The sequence below is a fragment of the Serratia sp. A07 genome (assembly GCF_058725505.1).
This window is the reverse complement of the sequence record NZ_JBZXDO010000001.1, coordinates 115444-141471: the sequence shown is the minus strand read 5'-3', so window position 1 is coordinate 141471 and position 26028 is coordinate 115444. Positions and strand designations below refer to the sequence as shown.

The following is a 26028-nucleotide window of genomic DNA, read 5'->3' as shown; positions in this document are numbered from 1 at the left end:
GTTAGTCGATGGCGTGGTTATCCGGCGTGAAGCTGACTCGCACCTCGGTGCCGCCGCCGCTGCGCGGTAAAATGTCACAGCGGCCGTGCAGGCTCTTGGCGCGATCGCGCATGATGATCAAGCCGTAATGGTCGGGGCGAGACGTCTCGGCCGGCAGGCCGCGTCCGTTGTCGCATACGCTCAGGGTCACTTCGCCCCGTTTATTGATGACCTGAATGCTCACCTGGCTGGCGGCGGCATGCTTAAGGATATTGCTGAGCGCCTCGCGGGCGATCTGCAGCAGGTGAATGGCCTGGTAGGCGGGCACCGTACGTGGCCCCAGTTGGTAATCGAGATGGATGGTCAGGCCCAGTTTGGGATTGAACTCCGCGACCGTCGATTGCAACGCCGCCAGCAGGCCCGGCTCGGTCAGCTGCAGGCGGAAGGTGGTCAGCAGCTCGCGCAGCTGGCGATAGGCGCCGTTCAGCTCTTCGCGCATCTGCTGCACCAGCGCCTGACTGGCGGACGAGAGTGTTTCGCCCTGCATCTGCAGGCAGGCGATCTGCATTTTCAGGCAGGAGAGCGATTGGGCGATAGAGTCATGCAGCTCGCGGGCGATCGCCGCCCGTTCTTCCATCAGCATCAGCTGCTGCTGGTGGTCGACCTGACGCTCGATGGCCAGCACGCTGGTCAACTGCTCCACCAGGGTGTTGATCAACTGGCGGTGCTCATCGTTCAGCGGCTGTTGCGGCGCATGTTGCGCCACGATCACGCCGTAGTCGCCGAGCTTGTCGCTCAGGCTCCAGCTCAGCGACGGGTTGTCGGGATGCTGGCGGTCGCTGTCGTTCAGGCAGGCGCTGCACACCGGATTATGGCAATGCTCCGGCCGCAGCGGCTGGTTGCCGCTCAGCTGCAGCAGCGGCTCCCGGCTGTCGTTTTCATACAGCCGTACCTGAATGGCGCGCAGCGGCGTCAGGGTTTGCAGTTGATTGAGCAGCGGCGTCAGGCGACTGCACAGCGGTTCGCTGGCGTGCAGCAGGCGGCTGGCGCGATAGAGGAAGCTCAGCACCTGATTTTTCTGCTGCAGGTCGGCGGTCTTCTCGGCCACGCGCTGCTCCAGCCCGCTGTAGGTGGCCGACAGCTCGTCGGACATGGTGTTCAACGCGCCGCCGAGCGACGCCATTTCATCCTGGTGGCCGCGCTGCGCGAAGCGGCGGCTAAAGTCGCCGCGGCCCACCGCCAACGCCATCTCCACCAGCTGTCGCCACGGATGCAGCAACCGGCGGCGCAGGTAGCAGGTGGTGCCGATCAGCAGCAGCAGGGTCAGCGCGATGAAACCGGCCTGCACCAGCGTCACCATCAGCAGGCGGCGCTCGGTTTGCCTGTCGATATCCGAGACCAGCTTATCCAGCAGCTGCACGAAGTGCGCCACCTGCGGCGCGGCATCGGCCGGGCGCTGCGCGCTGCGCAGGCGAGGTTGCAGGGTCTGTTGCCAATAGTCGCGCAAGGCGTCGAAAGGTTGCGTCAGCCCTTCCTGTTCCACTGAACGCTGCAGGTCGGGGCTGTTTTCGTCGCGCTCCAGTTCGCGGATCAACGTTTCATGCCGCTCATCCAGCGGCACCTGCGCCAGCAGCCGGTAGCTTTGCATACGCAGCGATCCGGCCTTGTTGATGGCGTGCGCATTGCCCTGAATGCTCTGCGACATCCAGGCGGAAATCCCCATGCCGGCCACGCCCAGAATGCCCGACAGCAACATCAGCAGGGCGACCTGATTCACGATCGAAAGCGGGGCCAACAGGCGTTTCATAAGCGCGGATTCCTGGCGTTTGGCGCCGCTGAGGCTCAGGGGCGAAGGCGGCGACGGGGGTAAACAAGTAACGATTCAGCCGTATTTTTGATTATCCCTGAGCATAACCCCATACCTCGAATGAAGTACCCATTAGTTTCCGGCGGGGGAGCAGGACGATGAAAGTGATGCGGGTTTTATTTCCAATGTATTGATTTTAATTGATTTAATTTTTAATTGTGGCGTACCCCTAAGGGGATGAGGGCGCTATTTGCGGCGCCAACTACTTGCATTCGGGTTGATATACATCAACTTTGCCGCCGGGGCCGCCCCCTAGGGTGTGCGGAATGATCCCCCGTGTCTGAGGTTTTTATGTCGCAACTTGCAACGCCTTCATCAAAGAAAACCGGTGCGCTGATTCAGGACTGGCGTCCTGAAGACAGCGCCTTTTGGCAGCAGCGTGGCCATCGTATCGCCACCCGCAACCTGTGGATTTCCATTCCCTGTCTGCTGCTGGCCTTCTGCGTCTGGATGCTGTTCAGCGCCGTCGCGGTCAACCTGAACAAGGTGGGCTTCAATTTCACCACCGACCAGCTGTTCCTCCTGACGGCGCTGCCGTCGGTTTCGGGCGCCATTTTACGCGTGCCGTATTCATTCGTGATCCCGCTGTTTGGCGGCCGCCGCTGGACCGCCATCAGCACCTGTTTCCTGCTGGTGCCGTGCCTGTGGTTGGGATTCGCGGTACAGGACAGCAGCACGCCGTACAGCGTGTTCGTCATCATTTCCCTGCTGTGCGGCTTCGCCGGCGCCAACTTTGCCTCCAGCATGGCCAACATCAGCTTCTTCTTCCCGAAAGCGCGTCAGGGCGGTGCGTTGGGGCTTAACGGCGGGTTGGGAAATCTGGGCGTCAGCGTTATGCAGCTGGTCGCGCCGCTGGCGATCTCTTTCAGCCTGTTCGGCCTGTTTGGCGGCACGGCGCAAAATCAGGCCGAGGGAGGCCAGCTGTGGCTGGAAAACGCCGCCTGGATCTGGGTGCCGTTCCTGCTGGTGGCCACGCTGGCGGCCTGGTTCGGCATGAACGATCTGGCGGCGGCCAAGGCATCGTTACGTCAGCAACTGCCGGTGCTCAAGCGCGGGCATTTGTGGATGCTGAGTTTGCTGTACCTCGCGACCTTCGGATCTTTCATCGGTTTCTCCGCCGGCTTCGCCATGCTGTCGAAGACGCAGTTCCCGGACGTGGTGATCCTGCATTACGCGTTCTTCGGGCCGTTCCTTGGGGCGCTGGCGCGACCGGTTGGCGGTGCGCTGTCTGACCGCTTCGGCGGCGTGCGGGTGACGTTGATCAACTTTGTGGTTATGGCCGTTTTCGCCGCGCTGTTGTTCCTGACCTTGCCGAGTGCGGGGGAGGGCGGTTCGTTCATCGCCTTCTACGGCATCTTTATGGTGCTGTTCCTCACCGCGGGGCTGGGCAGCGGCTCGACTTTCCAAATGATTGCCGTCATTTTCCGTAAAATCACTGTCGATCGCGTCAAAGCGGCCGGCGGCAGCGATGAAAGCGCGCAGCGTGAAGCGGTGACGGATTCTGCCGCCGCATTGGGCTTTATCTCGGCGATTGGCGCGGCCGGCGGTTTCTTCATTCCCCAGGCGTTCGGCACTTCGCTGGCGATGACCGGTTCGCCGGCGGGGGCGATGAAAGTGTTCCTGGTGTTTTATATCCTGTGCGTGGTGATCACCTGGGCGGTGTATGGCCGCAAGAAAAAGGCCTGAGTGTCAAACGGCTTTCTCTATCCCTTCCCGGCAGGGGAGGGATATTTCGTTCATTCCGAGTCATCTCTTCTCTCCTCCTCAGTGAAATTTTCTGTCTTTAGGTAAAATTCTCATCCCCGATTACCGTTTTTTCTTTTTTTATAGCACTATCTCTCAATGTCAGAATGCTTTCGCGTAAACGGATTATATTATTTGCACGGTTTTTTCTTTTTATTGAGAGTATTCCTGCATTAAATCATTAATGCCTTTCCCGCAGGTTAAATGAAATTTCCGGGAGGGTGAGGCATAATTAGTGCGATTGTTATAAGATCATCTATAGGGTTTTGTCTTAGATGCTGCGCCCATCCACTGGAATGAACGCTGGGGTTAAATCAGACAACTCTCATTCTGTTTTTTCCGGCTTTTTGTAGTCTATCTGGCAATCAGATTAGGTGGAAAAACAGGATGAATTCACGTGGCGGAATGAAATTTCACAATTTTATTCGATTAACAATCAAACAACACTGCTGGCTTTTTCTTTTAAAATCAATGGGGTGCTAGTTTGAATTTTACGGTAATCATGAAAGAAATCCATGTTGCCAACAGGGAAAAAGAGTCGTTTGGATAAACATAACATCCTTAATCAGGCCTAATGTAAAAAATGAAATCAGAAAATTTTTATAAAAGCCAATATCCAATGGATGCAACCTGTTGAGTTTACATTTAATTTCTTGAACATTTTTTGATATTTCTATACAAAGTGTGCAGGACAGGCACGCTAAGGAAATTAAAAGTGAATCTTGATAAAAGAATAAAGATTAGGAATCTCGATGTTCTGACTCCTGCCGGGGAGAAATTCCGTCTGCGTTGGAAGGAGTATCAAATTCTTTCGCTGCTTGTCGCCAGATCACCAGAACTGGTTACCCGAACGGAAATTATAGAAAATATCTGGAAAGGAACGTATTGTTCAGATTCAACGATAAATCAAACAATTAAATCTATTCGTCAGAAAATTAGCGATGCGGAACATACGCTTATCAGAACCATTCCTCGTTTGGGTTACAAGGTGGAAAATCAAGCCGTTTTTCACTTTATATCCGAAGATGAGGACTACGCTGACGACGATATATTAAATGACGGCAATGATATTGGCGCTGATATTCAAGCGGAACTTTCCGAAAATGAAAGTGAATCGCCTGAAATCAACGAAGAGAAAATAGATAAGCCGCGTAAATCGCCCCTTGTTGCTGCGCCTGTCGCAACGATGGAATCAGCCAAAGCACCGGTGCAGGAAAAGAAGCCGGCGGCAGTGCGTCGCTTTTTCAGCATGCCTGCCAGCCGCGTAGTGAAATACCTGACGGTATTCGCTTCGTTGCTGGTTATTTCACATTTTTCATATGTGCTCGGTAACCAAACTCGCCCGCCGGTGATCAATGATATTCAGAACAACACGCGCGTTGTGTTGACGCTGACGCTGAATAATCCCCATACCAACAGCCCGCAAACCCTGTTCTGCCTGTACCAGGGCGAGAGCATGGATCAGGCGACCATCGAATGCGTCGACCCTAAGCAAGGGCAGCTTAAATTGCCGGTAAAATATGAGACTTCTTCTACGCCGGGTAAAGGTCGGATTAATCTCATATTGCCGAATAAAACCTTGCAATATCAAGTTGCTTACGATGTTAAAAATTAACGCTGAATGAGGTTTTATCTTTAGCGATAATTTTACATTTGATGAAATCTTTTATTTCATTATTTGTTATTTGAAAGCCAGGTTCGATTTGTCCAGTCTGGAACTCATTACCTAACGCATATTAGCGCCCTGTTTCCATTGCGGTGACAGGAATAATGAGAAACCTGCTGAGTGACAAATTATGGATAAGCGTAAAGTAGCTATTATCGGGGGTTCCGGTTTTATCGGAACACGCCTGGCGAAACGTCTCAGTGAGCGCGACGACCTGACGTTGGTCATCGTTGACAAGCAACCCAGCGCACATTTTCCGGCGCTCTATCAGTATGGCGATGTGACGCAGCCCCAGACCTTGCAAGAACCGCTGGCGGGCTGTGACGCCATCATTAATCTGGCGGCGGAGCATCAGGACAATGTCGATCCTATTTCGCTCTATTATCAGGTCAATGTCGAAGGCGCACGCCATGTCTGCATGACCGCCTCCGCATTGAATATCCGCCAAATCATTTTCACCTCCTCGGTTGCCGTTTACGGGTTCGTTGAACAGGAAACCGATGAAGGGGGGCGTTTCGAGCCCTTCAACCATTACGGCAAATCCAAGCTCGAAGCGGAATATGTTTATGAAGCCTGGCGCAAGGCGGATAGCGCAAACAAATTGACCATCATCCGCCCAACGGTGGTTTTCGGGGAAGGCAACCGCGGCAACGTGTATAACCTGTTCCGCCAGATCGCCAGCGGCCGATTCGTGATGATTGGCAGCGGTAATAATATGAAGTCGATGGCCTACGTTGAAAATATTGCCGCGCGGCTGGAACATGCGCTGGATCAACAGTCAACGTATCAGGTCAGCAACTACGTCGATAAACCGGACTTTAAGATGAATCAGTTGGTCGACGTTATTTCCTCTTCGCTGGGCAGAGAAAATAAGACGATTCGCATTCCCTATGCCGTAGGCATATGCGGCGCAACCGCCTTAGATGTTGTCAGTAAAATAAGTCGCAAAAAATTCCCAATCAGCCGCGTAAGAGTGCAGAAATTCTGCGCCAGAACGCAATTTAAAAGTAGTGTGCGGAATAATTTCGTGGCGCCGGTAGAACTTGATTCGGCAATCGAAAGAACCATTAAGCATGAGTTTTCTAAGAGATAACTTAACCGCACGCTGGCGTTATTTACCTATTTCCGCCGACAAGCGGATAAATCTGCATTTTTCAGGATTAATTCATGCTGACTTATATCCTGGCAGGATCAATTTTGTTTTTGTTAATAGCGCATTGGGAGCTGTAACTCAAGGGCGGTAGCGTGCTTATTCGCTGGAGGAACGATGTTATATCAACTGAGCGTGATATTTGTGCTGGCGGTCGCCTGGGTGCTTATTGCCCGCCGGGCCGCTTTGGTGGTGGGGTTGGTTGATAAGCCCAATGCGCGCAAGCAACATCTGGGGCATATTCCGCTGGTCGGCGGCATCGCCGTGTACCTGACGCTGACGCTGATGACGCTGTGGCAACCCGCCTGGCTGCCCGACAGCGCCGTCTATCTGTTGTGTGTCACGGCGCTGGTGGTGTTGGGCGTACTGGATGACCGCTTTGATCTGCCCGTGGCGCCGCGCGTCATGGTGCAGGGAGGGATCGCGCTGGCGATGATGCTGGCGGCAGGGATGCAGCTTTCCTCGCTGGGCTATGTCTGGGGCCATCAGGAAGTGATGCTCGGTTATGGCGCGCTGCTGCTTACGCCGCTGGCGGTCTGGGGGGCGATCAACGCCTACAACATGGTTGATGGCATCGATGGGCAACTGGGTGCCTTGTCCTGCGTCACCTTCGTGGCGTTGGCCATCCTGTTCGGATTGGGCGGCCGGGAAGACCTGGCGCTGTGGTGTCTGGGCCTGATCGTCGCGCTGGCGGCTTATCTGCTGTTTAACCTGAGCCTGTTCGGTGCGCGCAACAAGATCTTTATGGGAGACGCCGGCAGCATGGTGATCGGCTTCAGCGTGCTGTGGCTGGTGTTGCTGGCGACGCAGGGGCCGCAGTCGGTGATGCGCCCGGTCACCGCGCTGTGGTTGATCGCCATTCCCCTGATGGACATGGTGACCGTGATGGTGCGCCGCCTGTTGCGCCGCCAAAGCCCCTTCAAAGCGGGCCGCGATCACTTACACCATATTTTGATGCGCCGCGGGCTCAATGCACGCCAGGCGCTGGCAATGAGCACCATGCTGGCGGTGACGCTGGCCTGCGTCGGCATTTGCAGCGAAGTGTTGAAGCTGCAGGAAAGCCTGATGCTGGTGGCGTTTCTGCTCTGTTTCTGCGGTTATTTCGCCATGTTGCGTGAACCGCGCCAGGCAACGGTACTCCGCGACAACCCCAGCGTTGGCCGATAATCCTCTCTCGGGCTGCGGCAGCAGCCCGTCTATCACGGTAGCTCCATGAATCTTCATTTGGCCCTTTTGATGCCGTTGGTCTGCACCTCCGCGCTGTTGAGCGGTTGTACGGTGGTCCCCGGCTCGCATTTACCGACCAGTGGAAAAGCCATCGTCGTGCAGCAGGACGACGATTTCGATTTGAATAACCAGGTACAGGTCTATCGCATGTCGCCGATGCTGCTGCAGAAAATGCGGCGCATAGAACCGGTCGCCCGGCCGAACCCGGCGCTGGATCAGCGGTTGCAGAGTTATCAATACCGCATCGGCGTCGGCGACGTGTTGAACGTCACGGTTTGGGATCACCCCGAGTTGACCACGCCGGCCGGGCAGTACCGCAGCGCCAGCGACACCGGCAACTGGGTGCATGCGGATGGCACGATCTTTTATCCCTATATCGGGCGCGTGGCGGTGGTGGGCAAGACCGTCACCGAAGTGCGCAGCCTGATCGCCGGCCGTCTGGCGCAGTATGTGGAAAGCCCGCAGGTGGACGTCAGCATCGCCGCTTTCCGCTCGCAGAAGGCTTACGTGACCGGCGAAGTGAAAACCTCCGGCCAACAGGCGATCACCAACGTGCCGTTGACCATCCTGGACGCGATCAACGCCGCCGGCGGCCTGACGGACAACGCCGACTGGCGCAACGTGGTGCTGACCCATCAGGGCAAGGAGCGGGCTATCTCGCTGCAGGCGCTGATGCAGCGCGGCGACATCAGCCAGAACGCGCTGCTGCAGCCGGGCGACATCCTCTACATCCCGCGCAATGACGAACTGAAAGTGTTCGTGATGGGCGAGGTGGGTAAGCAAGCGACGCTGAAGATGGATCGCAGCGGCATGACCCTGACCGAAGCCCTCGGATCTTCCGAAGGGATCAGCCAGACGGTGGCGGATGCGACCGGGGTGTTCGTGATCCGGCCGAGCGGCGGTAAAACGCCGCAGCGGCTGGCGACGCTGTATCAGTTCGATCTCTCCGACGCCAGCGCGCTGGCGATGGGCGCTGAATTTCAGCTGCAACCTTACGACGTCGTGTACGTCACTGCGGCGCCGGTCGCGCGCTGGAACCGTTTGATCAGCCAGCTGGTGCCGACCATCAGCAGCTTTAACGATCTCAGCGAGGCTACCTTGCGCGTGCGCAACTGGTAACTCCGCAGGGTGAATAAGGAACAGAAGATGAAAAACAATGCGCTGTCCGTGATGGTGGCCGAACAAGATGAAAAGCTGGAGTGGGAGCGCCTGATCGGGCCGCTGTGGGATAACCGTTGGCGGATCGCCGCCGTGACCGGTTTGGCCGGCGTGCTGGGTGTTGCCTACGCCCTGCTGGCCACCCCGGTATACCAGGCCACGGCGGTGGTGCAGGTGGAGAAGCAGCTGTCCGGCGATTCGCTGCTGCGTGAAACGCTGGACAGCTCGATGGGGCAAAGTTCGGCGACGGAGGATGAGGTGACGCTGGTCAAGTCACGCTACGTGCTGGGCAAAACGGTGGACGCCCTCGGTCTGACGGTGCGCGTTAGCCCGGACTATTTCCCGGTGTTCGGCAAAGGCTTTGCCCGGCTGAGCGGCGAAAAGCCGCCGGTCCTGGACATTGCCACGCTGACGACGCCGGAGGACATGCTGGACGAAACGCTGACGCTGACGGTGCGCGACGGACAGCATTACGAATTGAGCCATGACGGCGACAAACTGTTCAGCGGTGTGGTCGGGCAGCCGGTGGCGCAGGGCGGTTGGAACATGACCGTCTCGGCGCTGGACGCGGCGCCGGGCGCCAGCTTTACCGTGGTCAAAGTCGCGCGTCAAAAAGCGGTGGACGATCTGCGTAAATACCTGGACGTGGTGCCGGGTGGCAAGGACAGCGGCATCATGACCTTTACGCTGCCGAGCGAAGATCCGCAGAATGCCGAGGCGATGCTGAAGAACATCACCGACAACTATCTGCAGCAGAACGTGGATCGCAAAACGGAAGAGACGCAGCGTATGCTGGCGTTCCTGCAAGAGCAGCTGCCGCAAACGCAAACCTCATTGAACAACGCCGAAACTCAGCTCAATCAATTCCGCCAGCAAAACGACTCGGTGGATCTGTCGCTGGAAGCCAAATCGGTGCTGGATACTCAGGTGCAGCTCGAGGCCCAGCTCAACGAGCTGACCTTCAAGGAAGCGGAGATCTCCAAGCTCTATACCCGTGTGCACCCGGCTTACCGGGCGCTGCTGGAAAAGCGCGCCACGCTGGAGGCGGAAAAGGCGCGGCTGGGTAAACAGGTGCAGACGCTGCCGAAAATGCAGCAGGAGATCCTGCGCCTCACCCGCGACGTGCAGGTGGATCAGCAGGTTTACATGCAGCTGATGAACAAGCAGCAGGAGCTGAGCATCAGCAAGGCCGGCACGGTGGGCAACGTTCGCATCATCGACGAGGCGGAAACCGCTATCCGGCCGATCAAGCCGCAAAAGGCGTTGATCGTGCTGTTGGCGCTGCTGCTGGGCGCGGCGGGCGCCGCCTCGGTCGTGCTGTTGCGCGCGGCTTTCCATCGCGGCATCAATGACATCGATACCCTGGAGAGACGGGGCATCAACGTCTACGCCACCGTGCCGCTGTCGCCGTGGCAGGTGAAGCGCAACCGCGAACAGCGTCATTTGCTGCCTAAATCCGGCGGCCGGCGCTTGCCGATCCTGGCGGTGGCCGAACCGACGGATCTGTCGGTGGAAGCGATCCGCAGCCTGCGCACCAGCCTGCATTTCGCCATGATGGAGGCCAAGAACAACATTCTGATGGTCTCCGGTGCCAGCCCGGAAAGCGGCAAGAGCTTTACCAGTACCAACCTGGCGGTGGTGGTGGCGCAGGCCGGGCAGCGGGTGCTGTTGATCGACGCCGATATGCGCAAAGGCTTCCTGCACCGCTGGCTGGCGGATGACGGGCATCAGGGCCTGTCCGACCTGCTGGTGGGCAACGTGATGGCGGAACAGGCGGTGCGGAAAACCGCCATCGCCAATCTGGACTTCGTGCCACGCGGCCAGGTGCCGCCGAACCCGTCCGAACTGCTGATGCACCGCCGTTTCGCCGATTTTCTGCGCTGGGCCGGGCAAAACTACGATCTGGTGCTGATCGATACGCCGCCGATTCTGGCGGTGACGGATGCGGCGATCGTCGGCAATCACGCCGGCACCTCGCTGCTGGTGGTGCGTTTTGAAGTCAACACCGTCAAGCAGATCGAAACCAGCATGCGCCGTTTCGAACAGAATGGGGTGGGGATCAAGGGCGTGATCCTCAACGGTATGGTGAAGAAGGCGGCAACCGACATGAGCTACTACAACTTCGCCTACCCAAGCCATCGGGAAGATAGCCCGCAGGCAGGGGAATAAGCGGGTGAAGGCCATTATCACCAATGCCCTGTGGCTGATGCTCGAACGCGTTTCGCTCAGCCTGTCCGGCATCTTCGTCTCCATTTACGTTGCGCGCTATCTGGGGCCCGCGCAGTTTGGCGCGCTCAACTATCTGTTGGCGACGATTGCCATCGTGGTGCCACTGGTACAGTTGGGCGCCGACAGCATCATTTTCAACCGCGTCGCCCGCCGACAACCGAGCGGCATTCGCCTGATGCTGGCGTCAATACGCCTGCGCCGTTGGCTGTTCCTGGCGGTGACGCTGCCGATACTGACATGGAGCTATTTCAGCCAATCGCCCGCCAGCCAACTGATGACGCTGTTGCTGCTTGTCAGCGCCTATTTCTCGATTCAGGACGTGTACAAGATTTATTACGATGCCCGCCTGCAGTCGAAACGCAATACGCTGATCAACAACCTGGCGCTGCTGCTGTCGATCGGGCTGCGGCTGGCGCTGGTGAGCGCCGCGCTGCCGCTGGTGTGGTTCGCGGTGCCCTACATCCTCAGCAGCGCCGTCCCTTACCTGGCGCGCCTCTGGTTATTCCGTGGCGAAGCTGCGGCCTCGCCGCGGGTTACGCCGCGCCAGGCCGGGCGCTATGGCCGTTATTTGCTCAAGGTGGGCCTGCCGCTGGCCATCTCCAGCCTGTCGATAGTGATCTATACCCGCATCGATCAAATCATGCTGGGCAATCTGGTCGGCGAGCAGGCGGTAGGCTGGTTCAGTGCCGCCACCACCCTCAGCCAAGGCTGGGTGTTCGTGCCGATGGCGCTGATCACCTCGTTGATGCCGGGCATTGCCAGCTGTCGCGATCCGTTGGAGCAGGAATACCGTATCCGGGTGCTTTATCTGGTGGTCTTGGGCCTGTCGTTGCCGGTGTTGCTGGGCCTGTGGTGGTTCGCCCACCCGGCCATTGCGCTGCTGTACGGTGCCGCTTTCCAACCGGCCGCCAGCATCCTGGCCATTTGTACGCTGACCTCGCTGTTCTCGGTCATGGGGACGGTTTCGTACCGTAGCATCGTGCTGTTCGCCGGCTATCGCTTTATCGCCATCAAGATGCCGTTGGTGGCCGTGGCGAACGTGGTGATGAATCTGCTGCTGATCCCGCGCTACGGCCTGATCGGTGCGGCGGTGTCTACGCTGCTGGCGGAATTCATTTCGTTCTTCGTGCTGAACAGTTTATTCCGTGGCGGAAAAATTACCCGACTGCAGCTGACCTGTTTTTACTGCTTGCCGCGTCTTGTCAGCAAATTAAGGAGAGAACATGTTAAACATCCTGGTTAAAAACATTTCCAAACGCCTGCCCGATGCCTGGCACCATCAGGTTAAATACGCGCTCTATTTCAAGAAGCTGCCGCACCTGTCAAAACCGACCGGCTTCAGCGAAAAGATCATGCGTCGCAAAATTTATCCGCGCAGCATCTACACCACCTTGTCGGACAAGTTCAAGGTACGTGAATTTATCGCCGGTCTGTGGGGCGAGGAGTATCTGGTGGAGCTGTATGCGCATGGCACTGAGCTCAGCTACGACATGTTCAGGCAATTGCCCAACGCCTTCGTGCTGAAGGCCAACCACGGCAGCGGTTATAACCGGTTGGTGTTCGACAAGCAGCAGGTGAGCTACGCGGAGTTGTACGATCTCAGCAACGCGTGGATGCGCAGCAACTTTTACGAGCAGAGTCGCGAAAAGCATTATCTGGATATCGAACCCTGCATCATGGTGGAGCGCCTGTTGCTGGATGGCGAGCAGGTGCCGAACGATATCAAGTTTCATTGTTTTAACGACAATCATGAAATTCGCATGTTCATCCAGGTGGACTATCAGCGTTTCGGCACTCATCGGCGCGATATTTTCGATATCGACTGGAACCGCACCGAAATCCGTATCAGCTTGCCGAATGCCGACGAACCGATGCCGCGCCCTACGCGGCTGGACGAAATGACGCGTTTGGCACGCCAGACAGCGCAGCAGTTCTCTTATGTCCGCGTGGATTTCTACCAGGTCGGCGAGAAGGTGTATTTCGGTGAGTTAACGTTTACGCCTGGCGCGGGGTTAAGCAAGCTGATGCCGAAAAACATTGAGCAGGAATGGGGCAGTTATTTTACTGAGTAAACACTTATGCAAAGAGTCGCCTCCAATTTTCAAATGCATGCCAACGCCGGTTATAATCAGTCGCGGGATTTAGTCAATCAATCCATCGTATTGACCTTTCTGCTGCTGTTTTTCGTGAAAACCTTCCTGACCTCGGGATCGTTCAACAGCGAGCTGATTAATAAAACCGTGATGGGGCTTAATGGCCTGATGTTGCTCTATGTCGGTTATGCATTTTTTATCGCTACGCTGGCGGAAAAAACGGTTGCGGGTTTTTTGGCTCTGTTGTTTCTGGTTAATATTGCCACCGGGCATGGGGATTATCTGTTTGGCGCGGTATTCAGCACGGCGGTGATCATTTTATTTCGCCGCATCGACATGGGACGTGGCGCTGAAATGTTTGCCATCGCCTTTGTGGTGGCAGGGTTGCTGATGGTCATTCCCTATAGCTTTTACACCAATGGGTTTGTTTATCTTGATGAACGTTACGGCAACAGATTAACGCTGGGTTTCGATAACCCGAATACCCTGGCGTATTATTCTTTTGCCTTGTTCGCCACGCTGCTGTGCCTGATCGACCATGCGAAACTAACGCGTGGAATGAAAAATATCGCGTCGTTGGCGGTGTCGGCGTTAATTCTCCCGGTGCTGATGTATTCCTATTCTCGCACCTGTTTTATGCTGGCGTTGTTGATGTTATTGCTATTTTGGCTGGCGCCGCTGCTGCGTGTCGCCCCCAATAGAAAAGTCTGCATCGTGCTGACGTTGGTTATTGTCGGCTTTCAATTCGCCAGCGTTATGCTCTGGGGCAGCAATCCGGCATTGGACGTCCTCTTGAACCAGGCGTTGACCGGGCGAGTCTGGTTCTCCTGGCAGATGTTTCAGGCGGTGGGGCTACCCAATCCGCTGTTCGGCATGAATATAGAACCTTATAAACCCGTCGATTTCTTCTTCATTGCCATGTTTTATTCGGCCGGTGGCCTCGCCTCTGTCGTCATGCTTTTCTGTTATTTTCACCTGTTGGGTAACATGCGCAAGCTGAGTCGGTTCATGCGCTGGGTGGTGGCGGTTTTCCTGTTAACAACGTTGACGGAAACCTATTTTTTGGTCCCGGTATTTAACGTGTCGTTATTGTTGCTTTGCCGTGGAAAAGAAATGATAAATTCTAAATTAGAGGGTTAAGAAATGGATTTCTCGATCGTGATCCCTATTTACAATAGTGCACGCTATCTGCCTAAAACTCTGAAGCGGGTTTTCAACGCTTGCCAGGGGTTCGACTATCAGGTGATTTTGGTTGATGATTGCTCTGACGAGGATGATATCAAATATATTCGCCAGATAGCAGCAACCAATAGCAATGTGATGCTGCACGAGAAAAAAAAGAAGAGCAATGCGGCGGTATCGCGTAACTTAGGCATCAAGTTGGCGCAATCGGAGATCGTGTTTTTTCTCGATTCCGATGATTACTTCACAACCAACTATATTATCCGCCGCATGAATAAACATGAAGATCGCCATATTGATATTATCTTCGGTAACTATGCGGAGGTGAGCGGCGATTCGGTACGTGACTTCAACTTCCACTACAAATCCGGTTCTTCCGGCGAAGATTTTCTTTTTCTGGAAATGGGCGATATTCGTTCATCCACCATCAGCATACGTAAAAAAAGCGATCGCCGCTTTTTATTTCCCGAGTTCCTCAATAAGCATCAGGATTGGGGCTTTTTGGTCAATGCCACCAATTTGGGCGCGCATGTGGCGCACGACGCCGGCGGAGGGGTGTTTCTCGACGTAGGGCGCTACGGGCGCATGACGGCGAAGCTTAATCTGGAGGCCAGCGATCGCTTTATCAATACCTTCCTCAGCCCCAGCGATCGCCATATCAGCGGATTCGCCTGCAAGCACCTGCTGGCCTCGCTGTATTCGGAGAACGCCCAGGCGTTCAATTATTACTCGTCGCGCATCGTGCGGCGCAGCCTGAGCGGCAAGTTCAAGATGATCAAATGGTATGGCGATTGTCTGGCGCGGTTGGGGTTGTTCTCGGTGGGCGGCCGGCTGCTGCGCAATGTACGCCAGGGATTCAGGAGATGATATGCAACCACGCAAGGTAATCATCGTTATCGAAAATATAGCGGGAAAGGGCGGAACTGAACGGGTCGCCAGCGGTTTGGCCAATGCGCTGGCGCGTCTGCCGGGTTACGAGGTGGCGCTGTTTTCGCTGTTTGGCGAGCGGAGCTTCTTTCCGCTGGCGAACGACGTCCGGCTGCGCTGCGGCGGCGGCGATTCGCTGTTCTGGCCATGGCGGCTGGCGATGGCCCTGCGGCGTGAACGCGCGGACGTGATCATTACCGTTTCCATGGGGAAACTGTCGGTGGTGATGACGCCTTTTCTGCGTTTGTTCTGTGCCCGCAGCCGGCTGCTGTTGAGTGAACACGTCAGCTTTCACCAGTACCCGCGCGTATTTAAGTGGTTGAAGTTGCTGGTTTACCGGCTGTGTGACCGCGTGATTTTCCTGACGCGGCAAGATAGCGACGCCATCGCTCGCTGGGTGGGGGCCGGAAAATGCCGGGTGATCGAGAACGTTTCACCATTCGGCACGCAGGCGCCGACACCGACGCTGCAGAAAAAAGTGGCGCTGGCGGTGGGGCGATTGAGCAATCAGAAAGGCTTCGATCGTCTGATCGCGTTGTGGCGAGGAGTGGCGGCGCAGGCGCCGGATTGGCGGCTGCTGATTATTGGCGACGGTCCGGAGCGCGACACATTGCGGCGGCAGATTGAAGACGCCGGGTTGGAGCGGCAAGTGAACCTGCTGCCGGCCACCGCCGACGTGGCGGCCTATTATCGCCAAGCCAGCCTGTATCTGATGACTTCTCGCTATGAAGGGTTGCCGATGGTGCTGATCGAAGCCATGAGTTTCGGCCTGCCGCTGGTGGCCTACGACTGCAAGACCGGCCCGGCCGAGTTGATAGACGATGGCGTCAACGGCTATCTGGTGCCCGATGACGACGCCGCCGCCTTCAGCGAAGGGGTGATCAAACTGATGCTCGATCCGGGTTTGCGCGAGCACTTTTCTCTCGCCGCGTTAGAGAAGTCCCGTCGTTTTTCTCCCGAACGTATTTATCCCGAGTGGCAACAGCTCACCGAGTGAGGACAGAATGGAAAAGATATCCGTGATAATGCCGGCCTACAATGCGGCGCACTCTATTAAAGAGTCGATTCTAGGCGTGCTGAATCAGCGATTTACCGATTATCACCTGTATGTGATCGATGATGCGTCCACCGACGATACTGCTGAGGTGGTGCGGCCGTTTATCCACGATCGCCTCACCTACATACGCAATGAGCATAACCAGGGCGTGGCGGAAACGCGCAACATCGGCATTGAGGCGGCGAAGGGTGACTATATCGCCTTCTGCGACAGCGATGACGTATGGCTCCCCAACAAGCTGTCGCGCCAGGCGAGCATTTTGCAAACCCGCCGCTACGACGTGGTGTGTTCCCATTATTACACCTTCGAAGACGACCTGAAGTTGATCAAAAACACCCGGGGTGCGGATGAGCTTATTGGCTATCAGGACATGTTGAAAAGCAACTGGATCGGCAATCTCACCGGCATTTACAACCAGAAGCGCATCGGTAAGGTGTATCAGCAAAAAGTGGGTCATGAGGACTATTTGATGTGGCTGGCGGTGCTGCAGAAGGCGCGTAACGGCCTGGCCTACTGCATTCCCGAACCGCTGGCCTGTTACCGATTGTCTACCCATTCGCTGTCGGGCAACAAAATCCGCGCCGCGGACTGGCAATGGCGGATTTACCGTCAGCATTTGGGGCTGTCTTACCAGAAATCCTGCTATCTGTTCGCCACTTATCTGTTCAACGCCGTGGTGAAAAGGAAATGACCATGAAGGGGATGTATCAGATGGCGGCTCTGGGCTGTTGCGCCTGGTGGAGCGCTTCGGCTCTGGCGCAAAGCTGCCAACCCAATCTGTTGGCCAACCCCGGCTTTGAGCAGGGGCTTAGCGGCTGGCGTGCGCAGGGCGCACAGGCCGACGGCGATGCGCACAGCGGCCGTGGCAGTCTGCGTTATGACAATGCAGATGCCGCGCAGTACCGCACCTTCAGTCAGATGCTGCGGGTTGCGCCCGGGCAGACGATCGATTTCGGCGTCTGGCTCAAGACCCATGGCGTACGCGGGCAAAGCCGCGACGGCGGCGCCGGGGTTTATCTGCAGAGCTTCGATGCGCAGGGGCGCTTTCTGGAAGGCAGCTATCCGGCAGGGGTGACCGGCGACAGCGGCTGGCGGCAGGTGAGCGCCAGCTATACCGTGCCGCCGCAGGCGGCGCGAGTCACTTTTGGCGTCTATCTGCGCAAGGGGAGCACCGGTACCGCCTGGTTTGACGACGCCTATGCGTGTGCTCGAGCGTCTACGCCGGCGTTGTATCAGCTCGGCGCGTCGGCGCAGGGGAAGGTCGACACGCTGTTGGTCACTCCGCAGCCGCAGCGTTTGCAAGTCGACAGCGAATTGCTCAATGCCGAGGGGCAGGTTGTTCACCGTAGCCGCGACCGTTATCAGGTTGAAGGGCAGCGCCGGATCGAATACCCACTGCCGACCGGCCCGGCCCAGGGGGAATACCGCCTGCGTCAGCAGGTCACCGGGCAGCAATCCCAGCCGGCACAGGGCAGCGAGCTGTCTTTTCGCGTCGGGCAGCCTGCGGCCAAAGTGGCGATCGACAGCGAAGGCTTTACCGTACGCGGTGGTCAACGGCTTTTCCCGTTGGGTATTTACGCCAACGTGGCTACCGATGAGCATTTGGCGCGCATCGCATCGGCGGGATTCAACACGGTGCTGAATTATGAATATGGGGAGAAGAAAGATCCTTACGCCTTTTTCCGCAACGCACGCCAGCGCGGGCTGCTGGTGATTTACTCCGTCAAAGATCAGTACCGCGGCAGCCGCTTCGCGCCGCCCGCGCGCGGTGGCGATTACGCGGCGCTGACGGCCTGGTACGTGCAGCGCTTGCGCTCTCAGCCCAACCTGCTCGCCTGGTACATCAACGATGAGCTGGGGCCGGAATATCTCGATAAGATCGAGGAAAAAAACCTGCAAATAAAGCAGCTTGACGGCGATCATCCCACCTTCCAGGTGTTGAACAAAACCGGGGAGTTGGACGCTCACTTCAACAGCAGCGACATTTTGGCGACCGACCCTTACCCGGTGGGGAACGATAGCGATCTGACGCGCACCACGCGTTATACCGAACTCACGGTGCAGGCCGCCCGCCAGGCGCGTGGGGCCTGGGTGGTGATGCAAATCATGGATCACGCCGCTTATGACGCCCGCCGTAAGCCACATCCGCCGTCAGAGGCGGAAATCCGCAACCAGGCCTGGCAGGCGTTGATCGGCGGCGCCAAGGGGCTGTTGTTTTATTCCTATACCGATCTGTTTTACAAGCGCAAAACCGGCCGCTTCGACCAACGGGAGTTTGACGCCACCTGGCGCGGTGTGGCTGCCGTGTCGCAGCAAATCGCCGCTTTCACCCCTTATCTGCTGACGGGAAAATCGACGCCGCTGGCGGGAAGCGATCCGCAAATGCCGGCGCGGATGTTTATTCTGGGCGATCGCGCCTTGCTGCTGGTAGCCAATCCTTACTATCGAGAGGGAAGCACCCGGTTGCGCCTTCCGGCGGGCTGGCGGCAGCAGGAAGGGGGGGCGGAGATCGCGCTGGCGTTGCCCGCCGTGGGCACCGCGACGCTGTGGCTCCAGCGCTGAATGCGTCGAGTTAACGTCACGCGGGAGGTCTCTCCCGCGTCCTACCCCCAAATACCCCGCCTTGCCTCCCTTCCGCCAGCCTTTGTCATGACAGCCTCTTTTATTCATTTAAATTCAATCGATTAACATCATATCCCGCACCTATACTTTGGTGGTATTTCTCACCCGATACGCGCGTCGCCTCCCGCTTTCTCTTGATCGCAATCAATTTGCCGCCGGTTGGCCGTCAGTAGGCTGGCGGCAGATTGAGCATGTCTTCTTATAACGACAAGAGCCTTCAGGAGCATTCCGGATGAGCAAATTTTTAGACCGTTTCCGCTATTTCAAGCAGTTGGCGGAGCCTTTTTCTGGCGATCACGGCCAGACCTTGAACACCAACCGCGACTGGGAAGACGGCTACCGCAGCCGTTGGCAGCACGACAAAGTGGTGCGTTCTACCCACGGCGTGAACTGTACCGGTTCCTGCAGTTGGAAGATCTACGTGAAGAATGGCCTGGTGACCTGGGAAACCCAGCAAACCGACTACCCGCGCACCCGGCCCGATCTGCCCAACCATGAACCGCGCGGCTGCCCGCGCGGCGCCAGCTACTCCTGGTACCTGTACAGCGCCAACCGGCTGAAATACCCGCTGATGCGCAAGCGTCTGCTCAAGCTGTGGCGCGAGGCGAAAGCGCAGCACAGCGATCCCGTCGCGGCCTGGGGCTCTATCGTCGGCGATGCGGAAAAAGCCAAAAGCTACAAGGTGGCGCGCGGCCGCGGCGGCTTCGTCCGCTCCAGCTGGCAGGAGGTCAATGAACTGATCGCCGCCGCCAACGTCTATACCGCCAAAACCTTCGGCCCGGACCGTATCATCGGCTTCTCGCCGATCCCGGCGATGTCGATGGTGTCCTACGCCGCCGGCGCCCGCTACCTGTCGCTGATCGGCGGCGCCTGCCTGAGCTTCTACGACTGGTATTGCGATCTGCCGCCGGCCTCGCCGATGACCTGGGGCGAGCAGACCGACGTGCCGGAATCCGCCGACTGGTACAACTCCTCCTACATTATCGCCTGGGGCTCCAACGTGCCGCAGACGCGCACTCCGGACGCCCACTTCTTTACCGAAGTGCGTTACAAGGGCACCAAAACCGTGGCGGTGACGCCGGACTACGCCGAAGTCGCCAAGCTGTGCGACCACTGGCTGAATCCGAAGCAGGGCACCGACAGCGCGATGGCGCTGGCGATGGGCCACGTGATGCTGAAAGAGTTCCATCTCGATCGCGAAGTCGGCTACTTCCGCGACTACGTGCGCCGCTATACCGACATGCCGATGCTGGTGCTGCTGGAAGCGCGTGAAGGCGGCCATTACGCCGCCGGCCGCCTGCTGCGCGCCGCCGATCTGGTGGACGGGCTGGGCCAGGAAAACAACCCCGAGTGGAAAACCGTCGCTATCGACAGCCGCAGCGGCGATCTGGTGGCGCCGCAGGGCTCCATCGGCTTCCGCTGGGGCGAGAAGGGCAAGTGGAACCTGGAACAGCGCGAGGGCAAGTCGCAACAGGAAGTCGAGCTGCAGCTCAGCCTGTTGGGCATGCATGACGACGTGGCCGAGGTGGGCTTCCCGTACTTCGGCGGCGCGGACAGCGAGCATTTCAACAGCGTGGCGCTGGACGAGATCCTGCTGCACAAGCTGCCGGTGAAACGCCTGCAGCTGGCGGACGGCAGCGAAGCGCTGGTGACCAGCGTGTATGACCTGCAGCTTGCCAATTACGGTCTGGAACGCGGGCTGGGCGACGCCAACTGCGCCGCCGACTATGACGAGGTCAAGGCCTACAGCCCGGCCTGGGCCGAGCAGATCACCGGCGTGTCGCGTCACAACATCATCCGCATTGCCCGCGAGTTCGCGGAAAACGCCGAGAAAACCCACGGCCGTTCGATGATCATCGTCGGCGCCGGCGTCAACCACTGGTACCACATGGACATGACCTACCGCGGCCTGATCAATATGCTGATCTTCTGCGGTTGCGTCGGCCAGAGCGGCGGCGGCTGGGCGCACTACGTCGGCCAGGAAAAACTGCGGCCGCAAACCGGCTGGCTGCCGCTGGCGTTCGGCCTCGACTGGCAGCGCCCGCCGCGCCACATGAACAGCACCTCGTTCTTCTACAACCATTCCAGCCAATGGCGCTATGAAACCGTCGGCACCGACGAGCTGCTGTCGCCGCTGGCGGACAAGTCGCGCTTCGGCGGCAGCCTGATCGACTTCAACGTGCGCGCCGAGCGCATGGGCTGGCTGCCGTCGGCGCCGCAGCTGGGCACCAACCCGCTGCGCCTGGCGGAGCAGGCCCGTGCGGCCGGTCAGTCGCCGGTCGAGTTCACCGTCGATAGCCTGAAAAACGGCACGCTGGGCTTCGCCGCCGAGCAGCCGGACAATCCGCAGAATTTCCCGCGCAACCTGTTTGTCTGGCGCTCCAACCTGCTGGGCTCCTCCGGCAAGGGCCATGAGTACATGCTCAAATACCTGTTGGGCACCGAAAACGGCATTCAGGGGAAAGATCTCGGCCAGCAGGGCGGCGTGAAGCCGCAGGAAGTGGAATGGCGCGAGCAGGGCGGCGAAGGCAAGCTGGATCTGGTGGTGACGCTCGATTTCCGCATGTCGAGCACCTGCCTGTACTCCGACGTGGTGCTGCCGACCGCCACCTGGTACGAAAAAGACGACATGAACACCTCCGACATGCACCCGTTCATCCATCCGCTGTCGGCGGCGGTCGATCCGGCCTGGGATTCGAAGAGCGACTGGGAGATCTACAAGGGCATCGCCAAGGCCTTCTCCGAGGTGTGCGTCGGCCATCTGGGTCAGGAAACCGACGTGGTGACCCTGCCTATCCAGCACGATTCCGCCGCCGAACTGGCGCAGCCTTACGGCGTGCAGGACTGGAAGAAAGGCGAGTGCGATCTGATCCCGGGCAAAACCGCGCCGCACATCATCGCGGTGGAACGCGATTACCCGGCCACCTACGAGCGTTTCACCTCGCTGGGACCGCTGCTGGACAAACTGGGCAACGGCGGCAAGGGCATCAGCTGGAACACCCAAACCGAAGTCGACTTCCTCAAGCAGCTTAACTACGTCAAGGCCGACGGCCCGGCGGCGGGGCGGCCGAAGATTGAGAGCGCAATAGACGCGGCGGAAGTGATCCTGTCGCTGGCGCCGGAAACCAACGGCCAGGTGGCGGTAAAAGCCTGGGAGGCCCTGAGCAACGTCACCGGCCGCGATCACCGGCATTTGGCGCTGAACAAGGAAGACGAGAAAATTCGCTTCCGCGACATTCAGGCGCAGCCGCGCAAAATCATCTCCAGCCCGACCTGGTCCGGTCTGGAAGACGAACACGTTTCCTACAACGCCTGTTACACCAACGTGCACGAGCTGATCCCGTGGCGCACCCTCAGCGGCCGTCAACAGCTGTATCAGGACCACGAGTGGATGCGCGCCTTCGGTGAAAGCCTGCTGGTATACCGGCCGCCGATCGATACCCGCGCCGCGCAGCCGTTGCTCAACAGCAAGCCGAACGGCAACAAGGAGAAGGCGCTGAACTTCCTGACGCCGCACCAGAAGTGGGGCATTCACTCCACCTACAGCGACAACCTGTTGATGCTGACGCTGTCGCGCGGCGGCCCGATCGTCTGGCTGAGCGAAGACGACGCCAAAGATCTGGGCATCGCGGACAACGACTGGATCGAGGCCTTCAACGCCAACGGTGCGCTGACGGCGCGCGCGGTGGTCAGCCAGCGTATCCCGGCCGGCATGACCATGATGTACCACGCGCAGGAGCGCATCGTGAATCTGCCGGGCTCGGAGATCACCAGCCAGCGTGGCGGCATCCACAACTCGGTGACCCGCGCCTGTCCGAAGCCGACCCACATGATCGGCGGCTATGCGCAGCTGGCCTACGGCTTCAACTACTACGGCACCGTCGGCTCCAACCGCGACGAGTTCGTGGTGGTGCGCAAGATGAACCGCATTGATTGGTTGGACGACGAAGGCAACGACTACGCGCAGGGCAGTCAGCAGGAGAACAGCAAATGAAAATTCGTTCGCAAGTCGGCATGGTGCTGAATCTGGACAAGTGCATCGGTTGCCACACCTGTTCGGTCACCTGCAAAAACGTCTGGACCAGCCGTGAAGGTATGGAATACGCCTGGTTCAATAACGTGGAAAGCAAGCCCGGCGTCGGGTATCCGCACGCCTGGGAAGATCAGGAAAAATGGAAGGGCGGCTGGATACGTAAAATCAACGGCAAGCTGGAACCGCGCATGGGCAACCGCGTCGGCGTGCTGGCGAAAATCTTCGCCAACCCGGACGTGCCGGCGCTGGACGACTACTACGAGCCGTTCGATTACGACTACCAGCATCTGCATACCGCCAAACAGGGCAAGCACCAGCCGGTGGCTCGCCCGCGCTCGCTGATCACCGGCCAGCGCATGAACAAGATCGAAAGCGGCCCTAACTGGGAGGAGATCCTCGGCGGGGAGTTCGAAAAACGCTCGCAGGACAAGAATTTCGACAACCTGCAGAAGGCGATGTACGGCCAGTTCGAAAACACCTTCATGATGTACCTGCCGCGCCTGTGCGAACACTGCCTCAACCCGGCCTGCGTCGCCACCTGCCCGAGCGGGGCGATCTACAAGCGCGGCGAAGACGGCATTGTGCTGATCGACCAGGACAAGTGCCGCGGCTGGCGCATGTGCCTGACCGGCTGTCCGTACAAGAAAATCTACTTCAACTGGAAGAGCGGCAAGTCCGAGAAGTGCATCTTCTGCTACCCGCGCATCGAAGCCGGGCAGCCGACGGTCTGTTCGGAGACCTGCGTCGGCCGCATTCGCTACCTCGGCGTGCTGCTGTACGATGCCGACCGCATCGAGCAGGCGGCGGCGGTGGAGAACGACAAGGATCTGTACCAGAGCCAGCTCGATATCTTCCTCGATCCGCATGATCCGAAGGTGATTGCTCAGGCGCTGGCGGACGGTGTGCCGCAGGGCGTCATTGAAGCTGCCCAGCAGTCGCCGGTGTACAAAATGGCGATGGACTGGAAGCTGGCGCTGCCGCTGCACCCGGAATACCGCACGCTGCCGATGGTGTGGTACGTGCCGCCGTTGTCGCCGATTCAGTCCGCCGCCGACGCCGGCGAGCTGGCGCACAGCGGCGTGCTGCCGGACGTCGAAAGCCTGCGCATTCCGGTGCAGTATCTGGCGAACCTGCTGACCGCCGGCGATACCGAACCGGTGCTGCTGGCGCTGAAGCGCATGCTGGCGATGCGCCACTACAAGCGGGCGGAAACCGTCGACGGCGTGGTGGACACCAGTGCGCTGGAACAGGTCGGGTTGAGCGAAGCGCAGGCGCAGGAGATGTACCGCTACCTGGCGATCGCCAACTATGAAGATCGCTTCGTGGTGCCGTCGAGCCACCGCGAGCTGGCGCGCGAAGCCTTCCCGGAAAGCAAAGGCTGCGGTTTCAGCTTCGGCGACGGCTGCCACGGCAGCGACGGCAAGTTCAACCTGTTCAACAGCCGCCGTATCGACGCCATCGACGTGACCGCGAAAACCGCGCGGCCGGAGGATGCCTCATGATCAGCCTGAAAGTGATCGCCCGCCTGCTGGATTACCCGGAGCAGGTCCTGTTTGACCATCAGCAGGCGCTCATCGAAGCGCTGGAGCCGGCCAGCGAGCTGGATCTGCACCACAGCGCGCAGCTGATTCTGTTTATCCGCCGCCTGTGCGCCCGCCCGCTGCTGGACGTGCAGGCCGACTATTGCGAGCTGTTCGATCGCGGCCGCGCCACCTCGCTGCTGCTGTTTGAGCACGTGCACGGCGAGTCGCGCGATCGCGGTCAGGCGATGGTTGACCTGATGACGCAGTACCGCGCCGCCGGGCTCGAGATCGACAGCCGCGAGCTGCCGGATTTCCTGCCGCTGTATCTGGAGTATCTGGCCAGCCGCAGCGCGGCGCAGGCGCGGGAAGGGCTGCAGGACATCGCGCCGATCCTGGCGCTGCTGGGCGCGCGCCTGCAACAGCGCGAAAGCCCGTATGCGGTGCTGTTCGATCTGCTGCTGGCGCTGTCCGGCAGCGAGATGCAGGCCCAGACGCTGGAGCCCCAGGTGGCGCAAGAGGCACGTGACGATACACCGCAGGCGCTGGATGCGGTGTGGGAAGAGGAGCAGGTCAAGTTTCTCGGCGAACAGGGCTGCGCCTCCGCCCAGCAGGCGGCGCACCAGCGGCGCTTCGCCGGCGCGGTGGCACCACAGTATCTGGACCTGACGGATGCGTTAACCGGAACCAAAGGACGCTAATCATGCAATTTTTGAATCAGTTCTTCTTCGATATCTACCCTTATCTGGCCGGCGCGGTATTCCTGATCGGCAGCTGGTTGCGTTACGACTACGGGCAGTACAGCTGGCGCGCCGGCTCCAGCCAGATGCTGGATAAAAAGGGCATGCGGCTGGCGTCCAACCTGTTTCACATCGGTATTATCGGCATCTTCGTGGGCCACTTCCTCGGCATGCTGACGCCGCACTGGATGTATGAGGCCTTCCTGCCGATCGACGTGAAGCAGAAGCTGGCGATGATCGCCGGCGGCGCCTGCGGCCTGATGACGCTGATCGGCGGCGCGCTGTTGCTGAAGCGCCGGTTGACCAACCCGCGGGTGCGCGCCACCAGCAGCTTCGCCGACATCATGATCCTGACGTTGCTGGTGGTGCAGGTGTGCCTCGGTCTGCTGACCATTCCGTTCTCCGCCCAGCATATGGACGGCAGCGAAATGATGAAGCTGGTGGCCTGGGCGCAGGCGGTGGTGACCTTCCACGCCGGCGCCTCTGTGCACCTGGAAGGCGTGGCGATTATCTTCAAGCTGCACATGGTGCTGGGCATGACGCTGTTCGTGCTGTTCCCGTTCTGCCGCCTGGTGCATATCTGGAGTGCGCCGGTAGAGTATCTGACCCGCCGCTACCAGCTGGTGCGCAACCGCCGCTGAGCCTGACCCCGCCGCCGCCGATCGCCAGCGGCGGCGCTATTCCGATAATTCCCCTCCCGTCTGCCCATTCTCGCCGCCTTGCCGTAAACTGAATATCTCAGTAATGTTACGCTTATGCTTCCGCCGACGGATGTCGGCCCGCGCCAGCTGATAACAAGAGATACCGCCTTGATGAAAGGCCTTTTGGGACATAA

18 protein-coding genes are annotated in these 26028 nt (G+C 58.6%); 17 read left to right on the top strand and 1 reads right to left on the bottom strand.

Features of this window, described 5'->3' with window-relative positions; genetic code table 11:
• Window position 1: 1 nt before the first annotated feature.
• Window positions 2-1786 carry a nitrate/nitrite two-component system sensor histidine kinase NarX gene (gene narX / locus AC4PR2_RS00720; protein ID WP_047730492.1) on the bottom strand — a complete coding sequence of 595 codons (1785 nt, stop codon included), beginning with the start codon at window positions 1784-1786 and terminating at the stop codon, window positions 2-4.
• 351 nt (window positions 1787-2137) lie between these two features.
• Here narX and AC4PR2_RS00715 point away from each other — a divergent pair, with 351 nt between their 5' ends.
• The 17 genes from AC4PR2_RS00715 to narI all read left to right on the top strand — a co-directional run bounded on the left by AC4PR2_RS00715 (window position 2138) and on the right by narI (window position 25834).
• Window positions 2138-3532: a NarK family nitrate/nitrite MFS transporter gene (locus AC4PR2_RS00715; RefSeq protein ID WP_060424071.1), complete on the top strand. Its 1395-nt coding sequence runs from the start codon at window positions 2138-2140 to the stop codon at window positions 3530-3532.
• A 772-nt stretch (window positions 3533-4304) separates the two neighbouring features.
• Window positions 4305-5204, top strand: coding sequence for a transcriptional regulator (locus tag AC4PR2_RS00710; RefSeq protein WP_060424069.1), 900 nt, complete (start codon window positions 4305-4307; stop codon window positions 5202-5204).
• Window positions 5205-5385: 181 nt separating this feature from the next.
• Window positions 5386-6348, top strand: a complete 963-nt coding sequence (locus AC4PR2_RS00705; RefSeq protein ID WP_492174818.1) for an NAD-dependent epimerase/dehydratase family protein — start codon at window positions 5386-5388, stop codon at window positions 6346-6348.
• Window positions 6349-6522: 174 nt separating this feature from the next.
• Window positions 6523-7572 (top strand): UDP-N-acetylglucosamine--undecaprenyl-phosphate N-acetylglucosaminephosphotransferase, encoded by a 1050-nt coding sequence (gene wecA / locus AC4PR2_RS00700; protein ID WP_060424063.1) that lies wholly within the window; start codon window positions 6523-6525, stop codon window positions 7570-7572.
• 45 nt (window positions 7573-7617) lie between these two features.
• Complete coding sequence (locus AC4PR2_RS00695) at window positions 7618-8751, top strand: polysaccharide export protein (protein WP_197802747.1); 1134 nt, start codon at window positions 7618-7620, stop codon at window positions 8749-8751.
• 27 nt (window positions 8752-8778) lie between these two features.
• Complete coding sequence (locus tag AC4PR2_RS00690) at window positions 8779-10959, top strand: polysaccharide biosynthesis tyrosine autokinase (RefSeq protein WP_060424057.1); 2181 nt, start codon at window positions 8779-8781, stop codon at window positions 10957-10959.
• A 4-nt stretch (window positions 10960-10963) separates the two neighbouring features.
• Window positions 10964-12262: a flippase gene (locus AC4PR2_RS00685; RefSeq protein WP_038876976.1), complete on the top strand. Its 1299-nt coding sequence runs from the start codon at window positions 10964-10966 to the stop codon at window positions 12260-12262.
• Window positions 12243-13091 carry an ATP-grasp fold amidoligase family protein gene (locus AC4PR2_RS00680; RefSeq protein ID WP_060440674.1) on the top strand — a complete coding sequence of 283 codons (849 nt, stop codon included), beginning with the start codon at window positions 12243-12245 and terminating at the stop codon, window positions 13089-13091. Before AC4PR2_RS00685 ends, AC4PR2_RS00680 begins: the two co-directional genes overlap by 20 nt.
• 6 nt (window positions 13092-13097) lie before the next feature.
• Window positions 13098-14252, top strand: coding sequence for a hypothetical protein (locus AC4PR2_RS00675; protein ID WP_443014387.1), 1155 nt, complete (start codon window positions 13098-13100; stop codon window positions 14250-14252).
• Between the two features lie 3 nt (window positions 14253-14255).
• Window positions 14256-15161, top strand: coding sequence for a glycosyltransferase family 2 protein (locus tag AC4PR2_RS00670; protein WP_038876980.1), 906 nt, complete (start codon window positions 14256-14258; stop codon window positions 15159-15161).
• 1 nt (window position 15162) lies between these two features.
• Window positions 15163-16218, top strand: a complete 1056-nt coding sequence (locus AC4PR2_RS00665) for a glycosyltransferase family 4 protein (protein WP_492174817.1) — start codon at window positions 15163-15165, stop codon at window positions 16216-16218.
• A gap of 7 nt (window positions 16219-16225) precedes the next feature.
• Entirely contained in the window at window positions 16226-16969 is a 744-nt protein-coding gene (locus AC4PR2_RS00660; RefSeq protein ID WP_060424048.1) for a glycosyltransferase family 2 protein, read from the top strand.
• A gap of 11 nt (window positions 16970-16980) precedes the next feature.
• Complete coding sequence (locus AC4PR2_RS00655) at window positions 16981-18840, top strand: carbohydrate binding domain-containing protein (RefSeq protein ID WP_492174854.1); 1860 nt, start codon at window positions 16981-16983, stop codon at window positions 18838-18840.
• 292 nt (window positions 18841-19132) lie between these two features.
• Complete coding sequence (locus tag AC4PR2_RS00650; protein WP_087763061.1) at window positions 19133-22894, top strand: nitrate reductase subunit alpha; 3762 nt, start codon at window positions 19133-19135, stop codon at window positions 22892-22894.
• Window positions 22891-24435 (top strand): nitrate reductase subunit beta, encoded by a 1545-nt coding sequence (narH, locus tag AC4PR2_RS00645; protein WP_033634924.1) that lies wholly within the window; start codon window positions 22891-22893, stop codon window positions 24433-24435. The genes AC4PR2_RS00650 and narH overlap by 4 nt, the downstream gene beginning before the upstream one ends.
• Window positions 24432-25154 carry a nitrate reductase molybdenum cofactor assembly chaperone gene (narJ, locus tag AC4PR2_RS00640; RefSeq protein WP_443014386.1) on the top strand — a complete coding sequence of 241 codons (723 nt, stop codon included), beginning with the start codon at window positions 24432-24434 and terminating at the stop codon, window positions 25152-25154. The genes narH and narJ overlap by 4 nt, the downstream gene beginning before the upstream one ends.
• A gap of 2 nt (window positions 25155-25156) precedes the next feature.
• The gene (gene narI / locus AC4PR2_RS00635) at window positions 25157-25834 is read left to right on the top strand and encodes a respiratory nitrate reductase subunit gamma (RefSeq protein WP_443014385.1); all 678 of its coding nucleotides are present in this window, start codon (window positions 25157-25159) and stop codon (window positions 25832-25834) included.
• Window positions 25835-26028: the final 194 nt, after the last annotated feature.

Coding starts and splice junctions, on each gene's coding strand:
- narX (WP_047730492.1), bottom strand. CDS start 1,786: ATGAAACGCCTGTTGGCCCCGCTTTCGATCGTGAATCAGGTCGCCCTG.
- AC4PR2_RS00715 (WP_060424071.1), top strand. CDS start 2,138: ATGTCGCAACTTGCAACGCCTTCATCAAAGAAAACCGGTGCGCTGATT.
- AC4PR2_RS00705 (WP_492174818.1), top strand. CDS start 5,386: ATGGATAAGCGTAAAGTAGCTATTATCGGGGGTTCCGGTTTTATCGGA.
- wecA (WP_060424063.1), top strand. CDS start 6,523: ATGTTATATCAACTGAGCGTGATATTTGTGCTGGCGGTCGCCTGGGTG.
- AC4PR2_RS00695 (WP_197802747.1), top strand. CDS start 7,618: ATGAATCTTCATTTGGCCCTTTTGATGCCGTTGGTCTGCACCTCCGCG.
- AC4PR2_RS00690 (WP_060424057.1), top strand. CDS start 8,779: ATGAAAAACAATGCGCTGTCCGTGATGGTGGCCGAACAAGATGAAAAG.
- AC4PR2_RS00680 (WP_060440674.1), top strand. CDS start 12,243: ATGTTAAACATCCTGGTTAAAAACATTTCCAAACGCCTGCCCGATGCC.
- AC4PR2_RS00675 (WP_443014387.1), top strand. CDS start 13,098: ATGCAAAGAGTCGCCTCCAATTTTCAAATGCATGCCAACGCCGGTTAT.
- AC4PR2_RS00670 (WP_038876980.1), top strand. CDS start 14,256: ATGGATTTCTCGATCGTGATCCCTATTTACAATAGTGCACGCTATCTG.
- AC4PR2_RS00665 (WP_492174817.1), top strand. CDS start 15,163: ATGCAACCACGCAAGGTAATCATCGTTATCGAAAATATAGCGGGAAAG.
- AC4PR2_RS00660 (WP_060424048.1), top strand. CDS start 16,226: ATGGAAAAGATATCCGTGATAATGCCGGCCTACAATGCGGCGCACTCT.
- AC4PR2_RS00655 (WP_492174854.1), top strand. CDS start 16,981: ATGTATCAGATGGCGGCTCTGGGCTGTTGCGCCTGGTGGAGCGCTTCG.
- AC4PR2_RS00650 (WP_087763061.1), top strand. CDS start 19,133: ATGAGCAAATTTTTAGACCGTTTCCGCTATTTCAAGCAGTTGGCGGAG.
- narH (WP_033634924.1), top strand. CDS start 22,891: ATGAAAATTCGTTCGCAAGTCGGCATGGTGCTGAATCTGGACAAGTGC.
- narJ (WP_443014386.1), top strand. CDS start 24,432: ATGATCAGCCTGAAAGTGATCGCCCGCCTGCTGGATTACCCGGAGCAG.
- narI (WP_443014385.1), top strand. CDS start 25,157: ATGCAATTTTTGAATCAGTTCTTCTTCGATATCTACCCTTATCTGGCC.